This is a genomic window from Pseudomonas allii, from assembly GCF_055380095.1.
The window spans coordinates 139,743-157,624 of the sequence record NZ_AP039450.1 but is presented as its reverse complement, the minus strand read 5'-3'; the positions used below and the strand labels follow the sequence as shown (position 1 = coordinate 157,624).

The 17,882-nt window shown below is 63.2% G+C and carries 14 protein-coding genes; 2 read left to right on the top strand and 12 right to left on the bottom strand.

The features are described from left to right. Positions 1 to 4 precede the first annotated feature (4 nt). The 10 genes from pgaA to ACZ445_RS00690 form a co-directional block, all read right to left on the bottom strand. Positions 5 to 2,485: a poly-beta-1,6 N-acetyl-D-glucosamine export porin PgaA gene (gene pgaA, locus ACZ445_RS00735; protein ID WP_464707904.1), complete on the bottom strand. Its 2,481-nt coding sequence runs from the start codon at positions 2,483 to 2,485 to the stop codon at positions 5 to 7. A gap of 300 nt (positions 2,486 to 2,785) precedes the next feature. Then, positions 2,786 to 4,282 carry a YdgA family protein gene (locus ACZ445_RS00730; protein ID WP_464707903.1) on the bottom strand — a complete coding sequence of 499 codons (1,497 nt, stop codon included), beginning with the start codon at positions 4,280 to 4,282 and terminating at the stop codon, positions 2,786 to 2,788. Between the two features lie 146 nt (positions 4,283 to 4,428). Next, positions 4,429 to 5,061: an NADH:ubiquinone oxidoreductase subunit N gene (locus ACZ445_RS00725; protein ID WP_310864189.1), complete on the bottom strand. Its 633-nt coding sequence runs from the start codon at positions 5,059 to 5,061 to the stop codon at positions 4,429 to 4,431. A gap of 81 nt (positions 5,062 to 5,142) precedes the next feature. Next, on the bottom strand, positions 5,143 to 6,585 hold the full coding sequence (locus tag ACZ445_RS00720; protein WP_464707902.1) for an efflux transporter outer membrane subunit: 1,443 nt from the start codon (positions 6,583 to 6,585) through the stop codon (positions 5,143 to 5,145). Beyond that, positions 6,582 to 7,472 carry an efflux RND transporter periplasmic adaptor subunit gene (locus ACZ445_RS00715; RefSeq protein WP_058425808.1) on the bottom strand — a complete coding sequence of 297 codons (891 nt, stop codon included), beginning with the start codon at positions 7,470 to 7,472 and terminating at the stop codon, positions 6,582 to 6,584. Before ACZ445_RS00715 ends, ACZ445_RS00720 begins: the two co-directional genes overlap by 4 nt. Further along, positions 7,469 to 7,678 (bottom strand): DUF1656 domain-containing protein, encoded by a 210-nt coding sequence (locus tag ACZ445_RS00710; RefSeq protein ID WP_010214247.1) that lies wholly within the window; start codon positions 7,676 to 7,678, stop codon positions 7,469 to 7,471. Before ACZ445_RS00710 ends, ACZ445_RS00715 begins: the two co-directional genes overlap by 4 nt. Further along, a complete protein-coding gene (locus ACZ445_RS00705) occupies positions 7,675 to 9,753 on the bottom strand; it encodes an FUSC family protein (protein WP_464707901.1) in 2,079 nt (692 codons plus the stop codon). Before ACZ445_RS00705 ends, ACZ445_RS00710 begins: the two co-directional genes overlap by 4 nt. Beyond that, positions 9,750 to 10,160: a MarR family winged helix-turn-helix transcriptional regulator gene (locus tag ACZ445_RS00700; protein ID WP_058425810.1), complete on the bottom strand. Its 411-nt coding sequence runs from the start codon at positions 10,158 to 10,160 to the stop codon at positions 9,750 to 9,752. Before ACZ445_RS00700 ends, ACZ445_RS00705 begins: the two co-directional genes overlap by 4 nt. 272 nt (positions 10,161 to 10,432) lie before the next feature. Further along, positions 10,433 to 10,687 (bottom strand): DUF2789 domain-containing protein, encoded by a 255-nt coding sequence (locus tag ACZ445_RS00695; protein WP_058425812.1) that lies wholly within the window; start codon positions 10,685 to 10,687, stop codon positions 10,433 to 10,435. 33 nt (positions 10,688 to 10,720) lie between these two features. Next, on the bottom strand, positions 10,721 to 12,325 hold the full coding sequence (locus tag ACZ445_RS00690; RefSeq protein WP_058425813.1) for a glycosyltransferase family 39 protein: 1,605 nt from the start codon (positions 12,323 to 12,325) through the stop codon (positions 10,721 to 10,723). Positions 12,326 to 12,493: 168 nt separating this feature from the next. On the opposite strand from ACZ445_RS00690, the gene ACZ445_RS00685 reads away from it, so the two are divergent. Together ACZ445_RS00685 and ACZ445_RS00680 are read left to right on the top strand one after the other, a co-directional pair. After that, a complete protein-coding gene (locus ACZ445_RS00685; RefSeq protein ID WP_310864192.1) occupies positions 12,494 to 14,662 on the top strand; it encodes a PA5441 family protein in 2,169 nt (722 codons plus the stop codon). Continuing rightward, the gene (locus ACZ445_RS00680; protein WP_058425815.1) at positions 14,659 to 15,363 is read left to right on the top strand and encodes a DUF3142 domain-containing protein; all 705 of its coding nucleotides are present in this window, start codon (positions 14,659 to 14,661) and stop codon (positions 15,361 to 15,363) included. The genes ACZ445_RS00685 and ACZ445_RS00680 overlap by 4 nt, the downstream gene beginning before the upstream one ends. Here the strand turns inward: ACZ445_RS00680 and ACZ445_RS00675 are convergent. Together ACZ445_RS00675 and ACZ445_RS00670 are read right to left on the bottom strand one after the other, a co-directional pair. Continuing rightward, complete coding sequence (locus ACZ445_RS00675; protein ID WP_240164098.1) at positions 15,263 to 16,813, bottom strand: efflux transporter outer membrane subunit; 1,551 nt, start codon at positions 16,811 to 16,813, stop codon at positions 15,263 to 15,265. The two genes, ACZ445_RS00680 and ACZ445_RS00675, sit on opposite strands and share 101 nt — an antisense overlap. Then, positions 16,810 to 17,868, bottom strand: coding sequence for an HlyD family secretion protein (locus tag ACZ445_RS00670; RefSeq protein WP_058425816.1), 1,059 nt, complete (start codon positions 17,866 to 17,868; stop codon positions 16,810 to 16,812). Before ACZ445_RS00670 ends, ACZ445_RS00675 begins: the two co-directional genes overlap by 4 nt. Between the last annotated feature and the right edge of the window lie 14 nt (positions 17,869 to 17,882).

Here is a 17,882-nt window from a genome sequence, read left to right as displayed (position 1 = left end):
TCTTCTAGAAACGGTAAGTGAGGTCGACGAGCAGACGCAGATCGCGTTCGCGATCACCGTCGTATGGTCGGCTGACCAAGCTCAGGTTGGCGCCGGCTTCCAGGACATCGTTCCAGCGAAAACGTTGGCCGTAGCCCACCAGACCGATGCCACCGGTGGAATAGTCCCGCTGGCTGTAGGTACCCGCACCGACCTGGAACTGCTGACTCCACTGGGTCTCGTAGCGGTGATAGAGCACATGGTTGATATTGAGGACCGGCAACACGGTGAAGTCCGACTTCGGGTTGAAGTAGATCGTGTCTTCCTTGCTGTTGCGGCTGGCGCCGACTTCCAGGCCCAGGTCCACTTGCACTTTCGGCGAGCTGTAGAGGCCTTCGCGGCCACTGAGCAAGGCTTCGAAGCGGTCGTTGCCGTCGCTGAAATGGGACGGGCTGAGGGTCAGTTTCCACTCGCGGCTTTCATTGGCGCGCCAGCGGATAAAACCGCTGCCGCCGTTGGCCGTAATTCCGTCATTCAGCGCCCGCAATGGGGTGGTAGACAGCAGGTAGCCCAGGCTGCCGCCGTATTGCCAGTTGTCATTGATGTCGCGGGCAATCGACACGGCGGCGCCTTGTTTTGAGCCATCGCCGTAGGAATGGTTGGAAACCTCGGCTTCAATGGTCATGTCGCGGGTGCGCCGCTCTACACCGACCACCTGCCAACGATGCTGCCCGGTGCCCTCTTCGAACGTGGCGCGGGCATAACCGGCACCGGCGAACAGGCGCCAGTCTTCATCGATGGGCGGCGTGTAGAGGCGACTTTCAATGCCCCAGTCACGGCTACCCGAGACGGCACCGGCATCGCCGTTGCTGCCGCCGCCGAAGCTTTTACCGGTGTAGGCCTCGACCCGCAGCTCGGCCATGTCATGCACTTCACGCAGGCGTTGCAGGCGCTGCACCTGGCGGTTGTCGGGGTTACGGGCGACCACGTCGTCGGTGAGGATGTCGAGTTGGCGCCACTCCTGCAGGTCCAGGGCGGTGTAGGCCTGACTCACTTCCAGGCCAATGTCTCGTGGGGCCTGGGCCTCTGTTTCCTTGAGCGAGCGTTCAGCGCGTCGAGGCCAGTCACGGGCGCGGTACATTTCCGCTTGCGCCAGGCGCAGGCCGATGCTGCCTGGGGCCTTGCTCACCAGGTCGTCCAAGGCTTTTTCGCTGGAGGGCAGGTCGGCGCCGTAGGTGCCGGCCTGCGCGGACAATTGCTGGGCGTCCATCCACTCATCGTTCGGGTTGCCAATCGGCAGCCCTTTGAGTTCAACCCTTGGTTTCTGGGTGTCGGCCAAATTCTTGGCGACCGCACGTGCTTCATCCACCTGGTCGTTTTCGAGCAAGGCGTAGAACAGCGCGGTGGTGTCTTCAACACGGTCGCCCACGTCCGCATCGGGGGCGTCCAGCGCCTCGCGGTACAACGGTGCAGCCTTTTCCGGCAGACGCTGGTCGAGGTAGGACGCGGCCACCCAACGCTTGGCGTAGGTGGGCAACCGCACGCCTTCGGCCTGGAGGGCCTCGTATTCGCGGATCACCTCAGCGGTACGCGCCCGCGCCTTGAGGGCGCCCAGGCGGTCGATGCGCCAGATCAGCACGTCATCATGGGCGGTGGCGTCCGGGGTCCAGCGGGCGAGGAGCTTGTCGTAGTCCTGGAGCGCACGGTCGGCGATGACATAGCGTTCTTTTTCGGTACGCGTGGCGAACTCGGCGATGCGCACACGCTCGGCGGCCAGGTCACCTTCGAGGCGACGCTGGGTCACCGGATCGACCAGCCCCGGACGCTGGGCCGACAGGCGCAACGCCGGCTGCGGCAGGCGGGCCTTTTGCAGGGCGACCACGTATTCGCGGGCGACCTCCGGTTTGTCGCCGGCACGGATAAAGGCCTGGTCGAATTCAAACAGGGCGTCGTAATTCAAGCCTGCACGGGTCAGGGCGTAGCCCAGCGCCATGCGGCGGTTGGGATCGTCGGGCTTGGCGGCCACCAGCGCGCGGGTGCGTTGCACCGCGTCGCTGGCCTTGCCACCGTCAGCCTCGGTAAGGGCCAGGCCCAGTTGCAGGTCGATATTATTCGGCTCACGCAGCAGCGCCTTGCGATAGACCGCTTCGGCCTGCGCCCACTGCTTCTGGTTGCGATATGTGCGCGCAACCGTGGCCAGCGCCTGGGCGGTCAGGTTGCGGTTTTGCCCCTGGGCCTCGTACACCTTCAGCACTTCGGCATCCTGGCCGGCCCAACCGGCGATCACCAGGTGGTCGCTGATCTGGCCTGGCGTCTGACGCTCGGCTGGCCATTGGCGCAATTGGGTCAGGGCGGGGGTGAAGTTGCCGTTGCGCGCCTGGATGATCAGGGCGTCGTAGGCCGGGTCGGCCATGGCAAAGGTGGGCATCAGCAACTGGCTGCACAAGGTTACCCCGATGAGCAGCCGCAAACGGCCTGAGGCACTGAGTGGGAGTGTTCGCAGCATATCGTGAGCTTCCTTACACACGGAAAGCTGTAACGATAGGTGGTCCTGAGCGATTTGCATCAGGGTGTCGGCGTCTCGTGACCCGACCTAGCTTTCCTGTAGGAACTATCCCCGACGCGCGGATGGAAAAGGACAAGTCATAACAATTGTTCAGAATTGCACTGCAAATCTGAAATACGAATGGGGGAGCAGGGTTGGCTGCGATAGAGGGTTGCCAGTCGACATGAGTGTCGACGGTTTGACCTTTATCGCGGGCATCCCCGCTCCCCCATTTTTTATTTCAGGGCGATGGCGAAATTTTTACTGCGCGCCGCCAACCGCACCGACTTTGGACATGACGAAGCTGATGAACTGCTCGACGGTCATCTTCTGGCCGTTGAAGGTCACTTCATTGTTGGCGTAGTGAAGTTTGGAGACCACGTCGCTGCCCACCAGCGTCGCCAGTTGCGTACCAACGGCCATGCCGCTGACCATCTCGCTGGCCATCTGGGATTGCTGCTCGATGGCTTTAGGGTCGGTCACACCGCCAACCTGCGCTTGCAGGGCGGCAACGTCGGCGATCATCGGCTTGGACAAGGTCAGGTTGGCATCCAGCAGCGAAACCATTTGCTTGCCCAGCTCAACTGGCGGCAGTTCCATGGAAGTCGGCTTGGCCAGGTCCAGCACCAGATTGAATTTGCTCTCACCGTGGGTGGTTTTCAGCGACAGGTTTTCCAGCGCCAGGTGGGGCTTGGCAGCCAACAGTTGGTTGACGTTGGCTTCGGCCAGGGCCTGCTCGGCTTCGGTCAATTGCAGCTCCGGCACTGGCTGACCGGCAGCGGCAGCGGCTTGCACCGGCTGCATCTTGTCCTGGTACAGCTTGGTCAACACCAGGCCCGATGGCACGTCGATGTTCTTCAGGCTCAGGGCCATGGCGGCAGAGCCGACCGGTTTGCCCTGGTAGCCGATCTCGTCGATCTTGTAATCGACGCGGCCAGCCATGTTGTTGTCTTTGACTTCGCTGGAGTCTTTCTGCTCGAAACCCTTGAGGGTCAGCACGGCTTTCTGCGGGCCGAAGGTGAGCTTGGTGTCCGTCAGCTCTACGGTGTTCTGCCCGGTGTAGAAGCCGAAGGTGGATTTCTCCAGGTTGCTGGCCACGGTCAGGCCGGCGAATTCGGCGTTGAACGGCGCGCCATTGGCGTCAACGACGTCCAGCTTGAGGCTGTTCATGTAGCCATCCACCTTGACCTTCTTGCCTTCGGCAGTGCTGTCGAAGTCCAGGTTGAGGCCGGAGAAGCTCACAGAAGACGTCTCGTCCTTGAACTCCAGGGGCAGCAGTTCGAGATTACCGTTCACCGAGCGGCTGTAGCCGATATTGGCCACGCCTTTGAGCGGCGACACATCTTTGGCGGCGGCGAACCACTTCTCGGTGGTGGCGTTCTTTTCCAGTGCATAGTGACTGGTGGCCATGACCGGCAGCCATTTCAGCGACACCAGGCGCGAGAATGGAAGCGGGCCGTGTTCGATATGGTCGACAATCAGCAGCTCAGGGTTCGGGTTCTGTTCGCCGAAGACCGAGCCCTGGCCCTTGAGGCGATAGTGCGCGGTGCTGCTGAACAGGCCACGGTCCAGGGACACCAGCTCCAGGGTGACGCTGCCGTCGACGCCCGCCATGGAGCGTTGCAGTTCCTTGTTGGCGTCCTGCACGGCCGTTTGCAGCACCGGCTCCAACTGCTTGCCGGTGTACCAGGCACCGCCTGCACTGACGACGCCGACGGCGACAACAAAACCCAAAAGAACGACTGCTGGCTTATTCATGAAGTGACCTGATCAAATCCTGTGAGAAGTGGGCTGTCTTCCTTGAACCCCGAGGGGGTTGGCTCAAGCCCGCCGAAAACGGGGGAAGATTAGCACTGGGGGCCGCGAACGGCCCAGCTTTTCAGAGGGATCAGTTCAGCAGGAGTTCAGGAGTACTCCAACTCAATTTCATCCAACTGGTGGTCGAAACTCTTCAGCCGCGCCGTCCAGGTGTACACCAGCACCTCAAACTCGCGATGTATCACGGCGTTGCCCGGGGTATCGGTCTTGGGGTCGCAGAAGTCCAGCTGGTAGCGCTCGCGGGCCATTTGCGTGGCCACATCGGACAATTCCCGCGCGTTGTTCAGCCAGTGCCGACCGTCAGCCACTTGCCGGTCGAGCGCCACGCACTGTTTTTTCAGGACTTCGAGGCTTTTTTCCAGGGGGGTGCCGGTGAGGTCGCCCATGACTTCCTGGAAGGTACGTCCCGGCTGCCAGTAGCTACCCCAGAAATAGCGGTCGAATACCGTCTCGACCCGGCGCAGCGCGACCTTGGTGTCCCAGATCGCGACACGGGTCTTGCCCTGTTCGAGGAGCTTTCGCTTCACCCGTTGATTTTGGTAGGAGGCCCAGGCCACCACGCCGATGGACAGGGTGCCGATCACCAGGCAGGCGCTGTCGAGAAACACCATGGCCTTGTCGAGTTGGTGAGCCAGCATGACGCCATAGAAATAAGCAGCCGATAACAGCACCAGTGCGAAGAGCACGCACCAGAAAGCGGGAGCATAAGGGTTTTTCATTATTGGAATCCCCATGAGCAAACGCGAGCAGTGTCAGGTGGAGCGTCACGGCGCCCCACCTGACCAAGCATAGCTTTTAGCTCAGGGTTTGCCGGGCTGTGACGCTTGCGTTCGTCCGCTTTCCCACCCACCGCCCAGGGCCAGGAACAGATCGATCTGGCTCATGGCGACCTGGGTGTTGGCCGCTGCCAGCTGTGCGCGCACATCGGTATAGGTGCGGGTGGCTTGCAGGTCGGCCAGGAACGATGCGCGACCGGCCTGGAAGAAGCGATGGGTCTGCCCCGCCGCTTCCTTCGCCGACTCGCCGGCCTCATTCAGGGCATCGCGGCGTTGCAGTTGCGCGGTGTATTGCGCAAGGCCGGTCTGGGTTTCGCGGATGGCATTGAGCACCACGCCATCGAAGTGCGCCAGAGCGCCCTGGGTCGCGGCTTCGGCTTCGTGGATACGCGCACGGGCGCCGTTGGTCGGCACCGTCCAGCTGATCATTGGGCCAAAGCCCCAGCGGTTGGTGGGCGCCGTACCCAAGTCGTCCAGAATGCCGACGGTGCCAACGGTGGCGCCGATGCTGATGTCCGGGTACAGCGCAGCGGTGGCCACACCGATACGCGCGGTGGCGGCGGCCAATTGGCGTTCGGCCTGGCGCACATCGGGACGGCGTTTGAGCAGCGCCGCGCCATCGCCCACCGGCAGCAATTGCGCGATATGCGGCAGCTCGGCGCAGCTGCCCGTGCCGGCCGGCAATTGGTCCACCGGCTTGGCCAGCAGCATCGACAGGCGGAACAGTCCGGCCTGGCGCGCCGCTTCGTAGCGCGGCATGTCGGCGCGCAGGGATTTGTATTGAGTCTGCGAGCGGGTGACCTGGGTTTCATCGCCCCGCCCGGCGTCGCGCAGGCGTTGGGTCAGCTGGGTGCTCTGGGCTTGCAGGTCGAGGGACTCGTTGGCGATGGCCAGCTCTTCATTGGCTGCGCACACCTGGGTGTAGGAACGCACGACATCCGCCACCAGGGTGATGCGGGCAATGTCGGCAGCGGCCTGAGCCGCATCCGCGTTGGCCTGGGCGCTTTCGATACCGCGCTGCAAGGCGCCGAACAAATCGAACTGATACGAGGTGGTGATGCCCACGCTGCCGATGTTGGCCACCGGGACTTTTTCCGTCAGCAAAAACGCCTCGCCGGATTCCTGCAGACGCTGGGCCTCGGCCTTGGCGCCCGCGCTCCAGCCGCCCGCCGACTCAGCTTCCTGGGTTTGGAAACGCGCGCGTTGCAGGTTGGCGGCGGCCACCCGCAAGTCGGTGTTGGAGGCCATGGCTTGGCGCACCAGTTCATCCAGGCGCGGGTCCTTGTACAGCTTCCACCAGTCGGCCGGCACCGGGGCCGACACGACATTGCTACCCTCGCCGGCGATCTGCCCTTGCAGGTCGCCCCGGTTGATGGCGGATTTTTCCGGCAGCGTGTAATCCGGCCCCACCACTTGGCAGGCCGACAGCAGCAACCCCAGCGCGGCGGTGGCCAGCAGTTGCTTCATGGCTTGTCTCCGTCTTTGACCTTGTCGCCGATGATCGAGACGGTGGCCGTACGCCCGGCGATCATGCGGAAGTCCGCCGGCACATCGTCAAACGCGATACGCACCGGAATCCGCTGGGCCAGGCGCACCCAACTGAACGCCGGGTTGACGTTGGGCAACAGGTTGGAGCCGCTGCTGCGGTCGCGGTCTTCGATACCGGCGACGATGCTTTGCACGTGGCCATGCAGGCGGGCGTTGTCGCCGATCACACGGATGTCCACGCCCATGCCGACGTGGATGCCGTCGAGCTTGGTTTCTTCGAAATAGCCGTCAATGTGAAAGGAATTGCTGTCCACAACCGACAACACCGGGCGTCCGGCGGTGACGAACTCCTGGGTACGCGGCGCACGGTCGTTGACGTAGCCATCCACGGGGCTGCGGATCACCGAGCGGTCGAGGTTCAACTGCGCGGAATCCACCGTCACCTGGGCTTCGGCCAGGGCCGACTGGGCACGGGCCACGCGGGACTGGCTTTCTTCCAGCTGCTCGCTGGGCACCAGGTTGCCCAGGCCACGGTTACGCTTGTACTCGCGCTGGGCCTGGGCCAGGGTTTCCTGGCGATCGGCCACGGCGGCCTGGGCTTGGCGTAGCGCCAGCTTGAAGCGGTCCTGGTCCACGGCAAACAGCACCTGGCCCTTGGTCACCAGCTGGTTGTCGTGCACGTCCACGCGCTGGATCAGCCCGGACACGTCCGGGGCGATCTGCACGATGTCGGCACGGATGTGGCCGTCACGGGTCCAGGGGGCAAACATGTAGTACATGACCATGCGCCACACCACGACGACCGCGAACGTCACGATCAACAGCGTGAGGACTACACGGCCGATGGTCAAAAAAGGTTTTTTCATGTCATCAGGTATCGACTGAGTGAGTCCACCGCGCCCAGCAACAGCGCGTAGAGCCCCACATTGAACAATGCCCGGTGCCAGACCAGGCGATAGAAGTGGAGGCGGGTCAACAACCCGTGCACCACCAGGAACAACACATACGTAATGCCCATCAGCACCAGCAGCGTGGGCAGGAACACCCCGCTGATATCCAGATCACCGATCATAAAGGCGCTCCATCAGGCAGCGGCACTTCCATCTCAGTGCCGCCAATGAACTCCACACCCGGCAGCAACGCCAGGCGCAAACCGGCCAGCGCATGCAACAAGTGCAGACGGGTGTCGTCTTCGTCTTGCAGGCCCTGGCCGTTGAGCGCGCGGCGCGTGCGGTCGAGGGTCATCAGCAGACCGCTGGGCGCGGGTAAGCGTTCACCGGCCTTCAGGCACGCCTTGAAGTAACCGCCCACGCCTTCCACCACTTGGTTGAGCAACACCCGCGGCACGCCGAGGATGCGCGGCGAGTAAGCCAGCAAATCGAGCAGGTTCAGCGCCACGCGCAAATCGCGCAGGGCGGTGCCGGTGTCCTGGTTGATCAGGGCCAGGCGCGGCAGGTGCTGCATCAGGCGGTCGAGCATCTGCACGGCCATGTGCCGGTGTTCGGCCAGGGTCGCAGGCTCGGTGAGGCTGACGATGTCGCGCCAGCTGAACCGGGTCAGGCGCTTGGCCGCCAGCTCGGCGCCGAAGGGCCGCGCGATCAGCGTCCACACAAAGGCGAACAGCAGGCCCACCGGCCCGGCCAGGTTGACGTTGGCGAAGTTGAGGAAGTCGGCGTCGTAAGCCCCCTGGATGCTGATGAACGACGAGGTGTTCACCAGCGTCAGCAACATGCCCAGGTAGAAACGCGGCTGCACGGTGAGCGTGCCGATGCAGATGAACGGCACCGCGAACGCCAGCACCAGCATCGGGAAGTCATGCAGGTTGGGCAGCACCAGGAACAGATAGAGGCTGGCGAACAGCACCGACATGGCGGTCCAGAAGAAAAACCGGTAGATCTGCGGCGCCGGGTCATCCATCGAAGCAAAAAAGCTGCAGGCGACGGCGGCCAGGATCACCGCGCTGCCGCCGTCGGTCCAGCCGAGCAGAATCCACAACACCGACGCGACAATGATCGCGGTGACGGTGGAAAACGCCGAGTAAAGCATCAGCCCACGGTCGAGGAACGGCGTGAGCCGGCCCAGGCGCCAGTGACGGTACACGGCGCGCCAGGTGTCCTGGCTTTCGCACTGGATGGCGGCTTGCAGGCTGCGGCAGTCTTGCCACAGGTCGATCCACTCGGCCAGACGATACAGCGCATTGGAGAACAGCAATGTGTGGCGGTCGTCGAGCGCTTCGCCGCTTGGTTGCAGGGCGTCGACCTGGTCACGCAGGACACGCCAGCGTTCCATCGGCGCCGCTTCTTGGGTGTCCTCCAGCCACTGGCGGGTCGCTTCCAGCAGCGGCGTGATTTTATCGAGGAACTCCGGCGCGCGATGCTCGATGGCATAAAGCGCGTCGTCGAGGGCGTCCACCACCGGCAGCAGATGGATCATGCGCCCGCGCAACTCCTTGGTATTGCGCACCGTCTGCGGCCGCGCGCCTTCGTGAGGCAGCTGGCCGATCATCAATTCGAGGGTGTTGAAGGTGGCGACCATGCCGCCGCGCAAGGTGCTGATTTCTTCAGGCTGCACATTGCGCGTGATAAAGCGTTGGCTGTAGACCTGGGCATCGGCAAACCACTTGGCCACCGAGCCATCGAACACCGGCATCAGCCGGCGCGGCCAGAACATCGCACCCACCACCGCTGCTACTACGATACCGAGGAAGATTTCTTCGGTGCGCGCTTCGGCGACATCCCACACCGCCAGCGGGTTATCCACCACCGGCAGGGCGATCAGCGGCAAGGTGTAGCCGGCGAGCATCAGCGCGTAGTTGTTCGCCGTGCGCAGGTGCATCGACAGGAACAGCAACGTGCCCGTCCACAGGGCAATCACCACCACCAGCATGTAGGGCGACTGCACGAACATCGGCACGAACAGCACGGCCGCCGCGGCACCCATGAAGGTCCCGATGGCACGGTACAGCGCCTTGGAACTGGTCGGGCCGACAAACGGGCTGGAAACGATGTACACCGTGGCCATCGCCCAGTACGGACGCGGCATTTGCATAAGCATGGCGATGTACAGGGCAATCATCGAGGCCGCGAAGGTGCGCACCCCGTAGAACCAATCACGGGCGGGCGGAAAACCGGTGAAAAATCCGTTCAAAGCGACGCCGCCTCGAAGGCGCGCAGCACACGCAGCGCGGCTTCCATATCACCTTGGGTCATGTCGGCCAGCACTTCCTTGCGCAGGCGCACCAACTGCACCTCCACCGCTTGCACCAGCTCACGGCCACGCTCGGTGAGGCTGAGGGACTTGGCGCGGCGGTCGTGGATGTCTTCGGTACGGCACACGTAGCCGTCGGTGCACAGCCGGTCGAGCAGGCGCACCAGCGACGGACTTTCCATCCCCGAGGCCTGGGCCACTTTGACCTGATGCACACCGTCGCCCAGACGGCCGATCATCAACAACGGCACGGCGCAGGCTTCGGAAATGCCGTAGCTCACCAGCGTGGTCTGGCAGATTTTGCGCCAGTTACGGGCGCCCACCACCATGCTGCTGCTGAGGTTCATCTGGAGTTGTTCGAGGGATTGAGGCACTGGATAGTTCGCATACAGTTAGTTTGCTAACTATCAATATGATGGGTGAAGCCAGATGCGTCAAGTTTTGAAACAATTTTGCGGATGGGTGGTGGGCGGTAGCGGTAAGTAAAGCGGGTCTTGGGGGCCGGTGCTGAATTCTCGCCATCAACTCCAGGCCCGTGCGTCAGAAAAAGTTCACTAACGCGGAAAAACCTCAGTTTTTTTTAACCTTCACCAGATTTTTTCAACTTTTGCCCTTTCTGCTAAGTTTTTTGCACCCCTCGCCCACCCCGCAACATCAGATTCAACTCATCCACCACTTCTGCCCAATCTGCATCCTCCAGAATCTCCTCGCGCAAAAACGCCTTCTGGCTGTCCGTCCAGAAAAACGCATCCGCCAGGTTCAGCTCCGGCTTGAGCGGTGAATGCACCGCCACGAATTTCTCGATACTCACCGGGTCATCGGGCAGCCCGAGCTGTTTGAACAGTGACGGCAAGCTATGTACGGGCGATTGCATGACGGGCTCCTGATAGAAAAGCATTCACCCAGTCTAGCGGCAGCCCTCGGGTTGCGCCGACGGGACGTTGCACAACACGAACAAGCGCGCCCTGGCGCCTCCGCCATCCTGGCGACTGAGTTCGCGCCAGCCTTCGGGCAGCGGGGCGAATTCGTCCGGCGCTTCGTTGCTGCTGATCAGCCACACGCGGCGGGTTTCGGCGGGCAGTGCCGACAGGCGGTCGAGGTAGATGCGCCCGCCGTCCTGGTCCACCAGAGTGCCGAAGCCGTAGGCATTCGGCCGGGTTGAGGTGCCATCCGGCTTGGGTGGGGTGTAGAGCTGCAATTGGGCATCGGTCTGGTCGTAATACACGTAGCTGAGGTACCACAACATGTCGCTGAGGACGATGCGGTCGTCTTCCTGGTAATTGCGGTTGACGAACTCCACCGGCACGTTGAGCTGGTCGTGCTCATCCACGGTGAAATTGTTCTTCAACCCCACCAGCTCGACGCCGACGAACAGCGCAAACAACGCCGCCCCCAGCAGTGCAAACCGCGACGACAGGCGGTCGATGGCGATCGCCAGCAGAATCGGCAAGCCCAGGGCGTACACCGTCAGGTAACGCTCGATAAACACCGGGGAAATAAACGACACACCGTAGACCAGCAGCAGCGGCAACAGGAAAAAAAGCATCAACAGGACTGCCGGTCGGTGGCGCTCGCGATCACGCCAGGCCGTGATGACAACCACCGCCACCAGTAACAGCGGAAACAGCCAGAACAGCGGCGCCCAGAAGCCGACGCCTTCATCCTGCAGCACGAACTGCCAGATCATCGACGGCAGGGAGAACAGGCTGACCGGATCCTCCCAACCGATGTCGCCCCCCACCTTGAGCTGTTCGACATGCTGCACCAGGTCCAGCAGGTTCGGCAGCCACGGCAGGTACACCAGCACAATCGCAGCGTTGGCCAACCACCAGGCCGGGCGCGTGATCAACCGCTGGCCTCGCGGCGCCGTGCCGCAGAGCACAGCCAGGTAAGCCCAGTGCACCAGCACGCACAGCGCGGTGAAGTAATGGGTGTAGAAACCGACCGTCATCAACACGACATACGCCGCCAGATAGCGCGTGCGCTCGGGTTGGCGCACCCAGTACACCAGCGCCAGCGTCGCGCCCAGCAGCCATACCCCGAGCAGCGAATACATGCGCACTTCCTGGCTATAGCGCACCGCGGTCGGCAACAACGCCAGCAGAATCCCCGCCAGCACCGCCGCGCGCCGGGTGGAGAGTTGCCGGGTGAGCCAGATGCCCAGGCCCACGGCGACCACACCAGGAATGGCGCTCATGCCGCGTATCGACCAGATGCTGTCGCCGAACAGCTCGATCCAGCCGCGCAGCAGGAAAAAATACAGGGGTGGGTGCACGTCGTGCGCCGCGTGAAACCACAGATCGCCCAAAGCGTATTCACTGAGCAGCAGGCTCGAGCCCTCGTCGCCCCAGATCGCCGCCGACGTCAGGTGGTAAAAGCGCAGGGCCAAGGCCAGTGCCATGATCGGCACCCACCACAGTCGGCTGATCCAGCCGGCACCTTCCCACGTCAGACGATTGAGTGCCGGTAACGTCCCGACCTTTTCGTTTTGCTCTACCACAGACCGACGCACCTCAATTCCCCTGATTGCCCAAGCGCAAACACCGCCACTCTAGGACAAAAGCCCAAGATCCGCCGCTGGAATCGGACAAATCAGCAATTTGTGCAGGGCTTCTCCGAAGCAACCGTAGGAACAGGCTATTATTGCGCCCCTCCAAGGACTCAGGATCAAGGACACGTCATGCGCATCGGTTTTCTGTCACCCCTGGCACTGGCATTGCTCGCTGGTATTTCCCAACAGGCCCAGGCCAGCTCCGACGACTCGTGCTACCCCGACTGGCGGGTTTCACATGACAGCCTGGACGCGTGCAGCAACCTGCCCTTCCTCAGCCCCGGTAACGACAGCCGCGTCAACCTGCGCCTGCTGCTGGCCGACAAAAACGCGGCGCCCCTGGCACCCAACCCTTTGAGCGAAGACGATCTGTCCCAAGGTTTTGGTCCTGTGCCCTTTGCGGTCTATCGCCTGGCGCCGATTCCGAGCACCCACGAAGAACCGGACAACAAGCCCGACGACTCCCACACTGCCGAACTGGACACGCTGCTCCAGCCCCTGGGCATCAAGCGCGACGAGTACAAAACCGCCGGGGAAGAATTTCTGAGTGGCGAAGGCAGCCGCTGCCGCAGCAACGACGATGACAGCGCCACCGCGTTCATCAGCCAGGTGATCAAGGCCGACATGCCGGCGACGGAACGCGAGTTGCTGGTGAAGGCGCGCTTGCAGCTGCTGACGGCCTGCTCCTGGGAAGGCCAGGTGGTGGACGCCCAGCAGATCCAGTCTGCCGATGGCCAACTGTTGCGCGCCTACCTGCAAGCCGCCGCTGACTTCTACAGCGGCCGTTTCGGCGACGCCGAACGGGGTTTTATCGCTGCCGGCGCCAGTAATCTGCTTTGGCTGAAGGAAGCTGCGTCGTACATGACCGCACGCACGTCCTTGAACCAGGCCCAGGCTGAAGCCTTCGACGAATACGGCATGCCGCAACTCGCGCGTGTGGATAAGTCGGCCTTGAACGATGCCGAGCAGGGTTTTGTCGGCTACCTGAAGACTTATCCACAGGGCGACTACATGGCCTCCGCCCGTGGCCTGCTGCGCCGGGTTTATTGGCTGGGGGATGACAACAGCAAGCTTGCCGAGGCCTACGCCTGGGCCATGACCCAGGCCACTGACGCGCAGCGCAATGTATCGGTGGACGAGCTGGTGGAGGAAGCCGACCTCAAGCTGCTGATGGTCAACAGCGAAACCGTCAGTACACCGATGATCCAGTTTGTCAGTGACTTGATGGTGATGCGCGGTGGCAACCAGCCCGCCCTCTCCCGCGCCGATCTGGAGAAACAAAAAGCCGCGTTCACCAGTGCGCCAGAGCTGTATGACTACCTGCTGGCGGTCAATGCGCTGTACAGCGAGCATCAGCCAGATGCTGCCTTGAAGCTGTTGCCGCAAAGCGTACCGTCGAACCTGACTTATTTCGCCTTCAGCCAACAGACCCTGCGCGCCCTCGCCCTGGAAGAGAAAAAAGACTGGAAAGGCGCCGAAGCCCTCTGGCTGCAACTGCTGCCGCTGGCCAAATTGCCACTGCAACGCGACCAGCTGGAGCTGGCCCTGGCGATGAATTACGAGCGCAGCGGCCAGTTGGCCAAGGTGTTCGCCGCCGACTCGCCGATCAGCGCCAAGCAGGTGCGTTACATCCTGCTGCGCAACGTCGCCGGCCCTGAGCTGCTGCGCCAGCAAATCGCCCAGGCCAGCGACCCGCTGGAACGCCAGACCGCACAGTTCGTGTTGCTCTACAAAGACCTGCTGCGCGGCCAGTTTGCGACCTTCGCCGACGACCTCAAGCAACTGCCAGCCAGCGCCCCGGAAGACAAACTGGGCACCAGCCTGGGCTACGTCTACAGCGCCAGCCAGACCTTGAAGCTGTTCCAGTGGAACGGTGAAAAAGCCGAGTCCGGCTACGCCTGCCCGAGCATCGCGCAAATCGCCGCGACCTTGCAGGCCGACGCCAAAAACCCACAGGGCCTCAACTGCCTGGGCGAATTCATCCTGCGTAACGGCCTGGACGGCATGCCGCTGGAACAGGCACGCGCCGCCGGTAGCCTGGGCAGCACCGCGTCGGATTTCAAGGGTGAAACCTTCTCGCGCCTGGACGGCTACAAACAGGTGATCGGCAACGCCAAGGCGCCGAAAAATGACAAAGCCTACGCGCTGTTCCGTGCGATCAACTGCTACGGGCCATCGGGCTACAACAGCTGCGGTGGCGTCGATGTGGAGCCCGCCGTGCGCAAGGCGTGGTTCCGTCAGTTGAAAACCGGCTTCGCCGACACCCAGTGGGGCAAGTCCCTGCAGTACTACTGGTGAAGCACCTGTGGCTCGGCTTGCTGCTACTGGCAAGCCCGGCCTTCGGCGCCGTCGACGCCCGCGACTATGACGCGTTCTGGCTGTGGAGTGGCGTCACCCCACAGCCGGTACTCAAGCAGGCCAAGACCCTGTACATCCTCCAGGGCCAGATCAACTCGACTCGCCGCGCGCCCCAGCGTGGCGTGCGGATGATCGCCCAGGGCATCAGCGTGCCGCGCCTGACCCAGGGCGACATCTGGATCGTCTACCGCGCCCACACCCTGCGCTGGCCCGAGCCGGTCTACAGCCAACTGCTCGGTCAGGTGCAACGCTGGCGCGACGCGGGCAACCCAGTGGTCGGTATCCAGATCGACTTCGATGCGCGCACCCAATACCTGCACGAATACGCCGGGTTCCTGCGCGACCTGCGCCAGCGTTTGCCGGCCAACCTGCGCCTGAGCATCACCGGCCTGATGGACTGGAGCAGCAACGCCGACCCGGCCGCCATCGCCCAACTCAAGGGCGTGGTGGATGAAGTGGTGGTGCAGACGTACCAGGGCCGCCACAGCATCCCGGACTACGCGGCGTACTTGCCACGCATGAATCGGTTGGGGCTGCCGTTCAAGATTGGCTTGATTCAGGGGGGTGAGTGGGCAGAGCCGGGGTATTTGCAGGGGAGCGAGTGGTTTCGGGGGTACGTGGTGTTTTTGCAGAATCGGTAACCTGACCCGCACCCACCGTGCGCAATGGATACACCGATTCCCAGCCGCCACCCAACGCTTTATACAAGCCCACCATCGCCAGGGACACGCCGGTGGAGCTTTCCACCCACTGCTCCTGCGTCGCCAGCAGCGCGCTTTGCACGGTGAGCACGTTGACGAAATCCACCACGCCTTCCACGTACTGCTGTTGCGCGGTGCGCAGGGCAATCTGGTTCTGGCGCACGGCTTCGGCCAGGCTGTCGCGGCGCAGTTGGCTGGCGTTGTAGCGGGTCAACTGGTCGTCGATCTCATGCCAGGCGCGCAGCACGGTTTGCTGGTAGGCGAGCGCCGCTTCCTGTTGCTGGGCTTCACGCAGGTTCAACATGCCTTGCAGGCGCCCACCGTTGAACAGCGGCAGGCTCAATTGCGGGCCGAAGGCGAAGGCACGAGAACCCCAGGAACCGAAGTCCGAGAGTTGCATGGCCTGGGATCCGAGGCTGCCGGACAAGGTGATACGCGGGTAGAAGTCACCCTTCGCTACACCGATGCTGGCAGTGACGGCGTGCAGGCGCGCCTCGGCCTGGCGGATGTCCGGACGGCGCTCGGCCAGTTCGGACGGCAGGCCAATCGCGACCTGGCGCTGGGTTTGCGGCACGGCGGCGTCCTTGGACAGTTGCGCGTGCAGCGCTTGCGGCGGCGCGCCCATCAACAGGCTGAGGGCGTTGATCAGCTGGTCCTGGCGCTGTTGCAGGTCTGGCAAGCGCGCCTCGATGGCGGCGACTTGGGCGGCGGCTTCGGCGACATCCAGGTCGGTCGCCACGCCGTCGGCCAAGCGCAATTGCGACAGCTTGAGGCTGTGGCGCGCGACGTCGAGGTTCTGCTCGGTGACAGCGCGGGTGTTCTGCACGCCGCGCAGTTGGATGTAGTCCTGAGCGGTCTCGGCGAGCACCGATAGCAGCACGGCACGGCGGTCGTCTTCGGCGACTTGCAGGGTGGCGTCGGCGGCTTCGGTTTCGCGTTTGACGCGGCCCCAGAAGTCCAGCTCCCAGGAGGCGGAGAAGCCTGCGTCCCACTGGTTGAACGCCGCACGGCCGTTCTCGCCGGACGGGTCGCTCAGGCCTTTGCCGCTGTTGCGTTTGCGCTGGTAAGCCCCCGTCGCATCAACCTCGGGGTAGCGCTCGGCGGTCGTCACCTGGCGTACAGCGCGGCTTTGTTGCAGGCGACTGCTGGCCAGTTTCAGGTCGAGGTTATCGGTGAGCGCACGGCGTGTGAGGGCCGAGAGTTGCGCGTCTTGGAACACATCCCACCAACGTTCCTGCAAGGGTTCCGTGACGGCACGGCTGGCTGCCTGGCGCCCCTGGGGCTCGCTCCATTGCGTCACTTGCGGACCTTGAGGCTTGTGGAAGTCCGGACCGACCGTGCAGGCACTCAGGCTGATGAGGCTCAAGGTGAGCCAGGCAACTCGCTTCATTGCTGGGCCACCTCACGCTGCTGCGCAACCGGCCGGGTGTCGACGCTGGCTTCCACCGACATGCCGACACGCAGGCGTTCGATGTGGGCCTGGTTGGGTTCGAGGACGATCTTCACCGGAATGCGCTGTACCACCTTGGTGAAGTTGCCGGTGGCGTTGTCGGGCTTGACCGAGGCGAAGGTCACCCCGGTTGCAGGCGCGAGGCTTTCAAGATGACCGTTGAGCAACTCACCATCGAGACTGTCGACGCGCACCTGCACCGCTTGGCCGGCGTGCATATGGGAGAGCTGGGTTTCCTGGAAGTTGGCCACCACGTAAGCCTCCTCCAGCGGCACGACCGCAAGGATCTTGCTGCCCGGTGTCACATAGGCGCCCACCCGCACCGCCCGCTCACCGACCATGCCATCCACCGGCGCGACGATGCGCGTGTACGACAGCTGATAACTGGCCAGTTCCAGCGCGGCCTGGGCACGCTTGAGTCCGCCTTCGGCGGCATCGCGCTGGGCGGTGAGAATTTCCACTTGCTTGCGTTCGGCCGCCAGCACCGCCGTGGCGTTGGCCAGCCGCGCAGTGGCCTGGTCGATGCGGGTCTTGGCTTGCTGGGCGTTCTGCACCGTGCCGGCGCCCACACCGGCGAGGTGGTTGTAGCGGTTCAGTTCGTGTTCGGCGAAGGCCATTTCGGCGCGGTCCGCCGCGACGGTGGCCTGGGCCTGGGCAATCACCGAGCTTTGGCGCTCCAGCGTCGCGGTGGCGTTTTTCAGATGAGCCTGGGCGACCAAGGCGTCGGCATCGGCGGCCTGGGCGGCGGCGCGGAAATCGCGGTCGTCGATCAGCGCCAGCAGTTGCCCGGCTTTGACGCGCTGGTTGTCTTCCACCAGCACCTCCTTGATGAAGCCGGCCACACGCGGTGCCACCAGGGTGAAGTCAGCGGCAACGAAAGCGTCGTTGGTGGTCTGGCGCTTGCTGCCCAGCACGCCCGGCGCGACCAGGTAAACCAGCACGCCGACAGCAAATACAGCGATGACGGCGACGGCGATTTTATCTTTGCGTTTCATGAACAGTCCTTTCA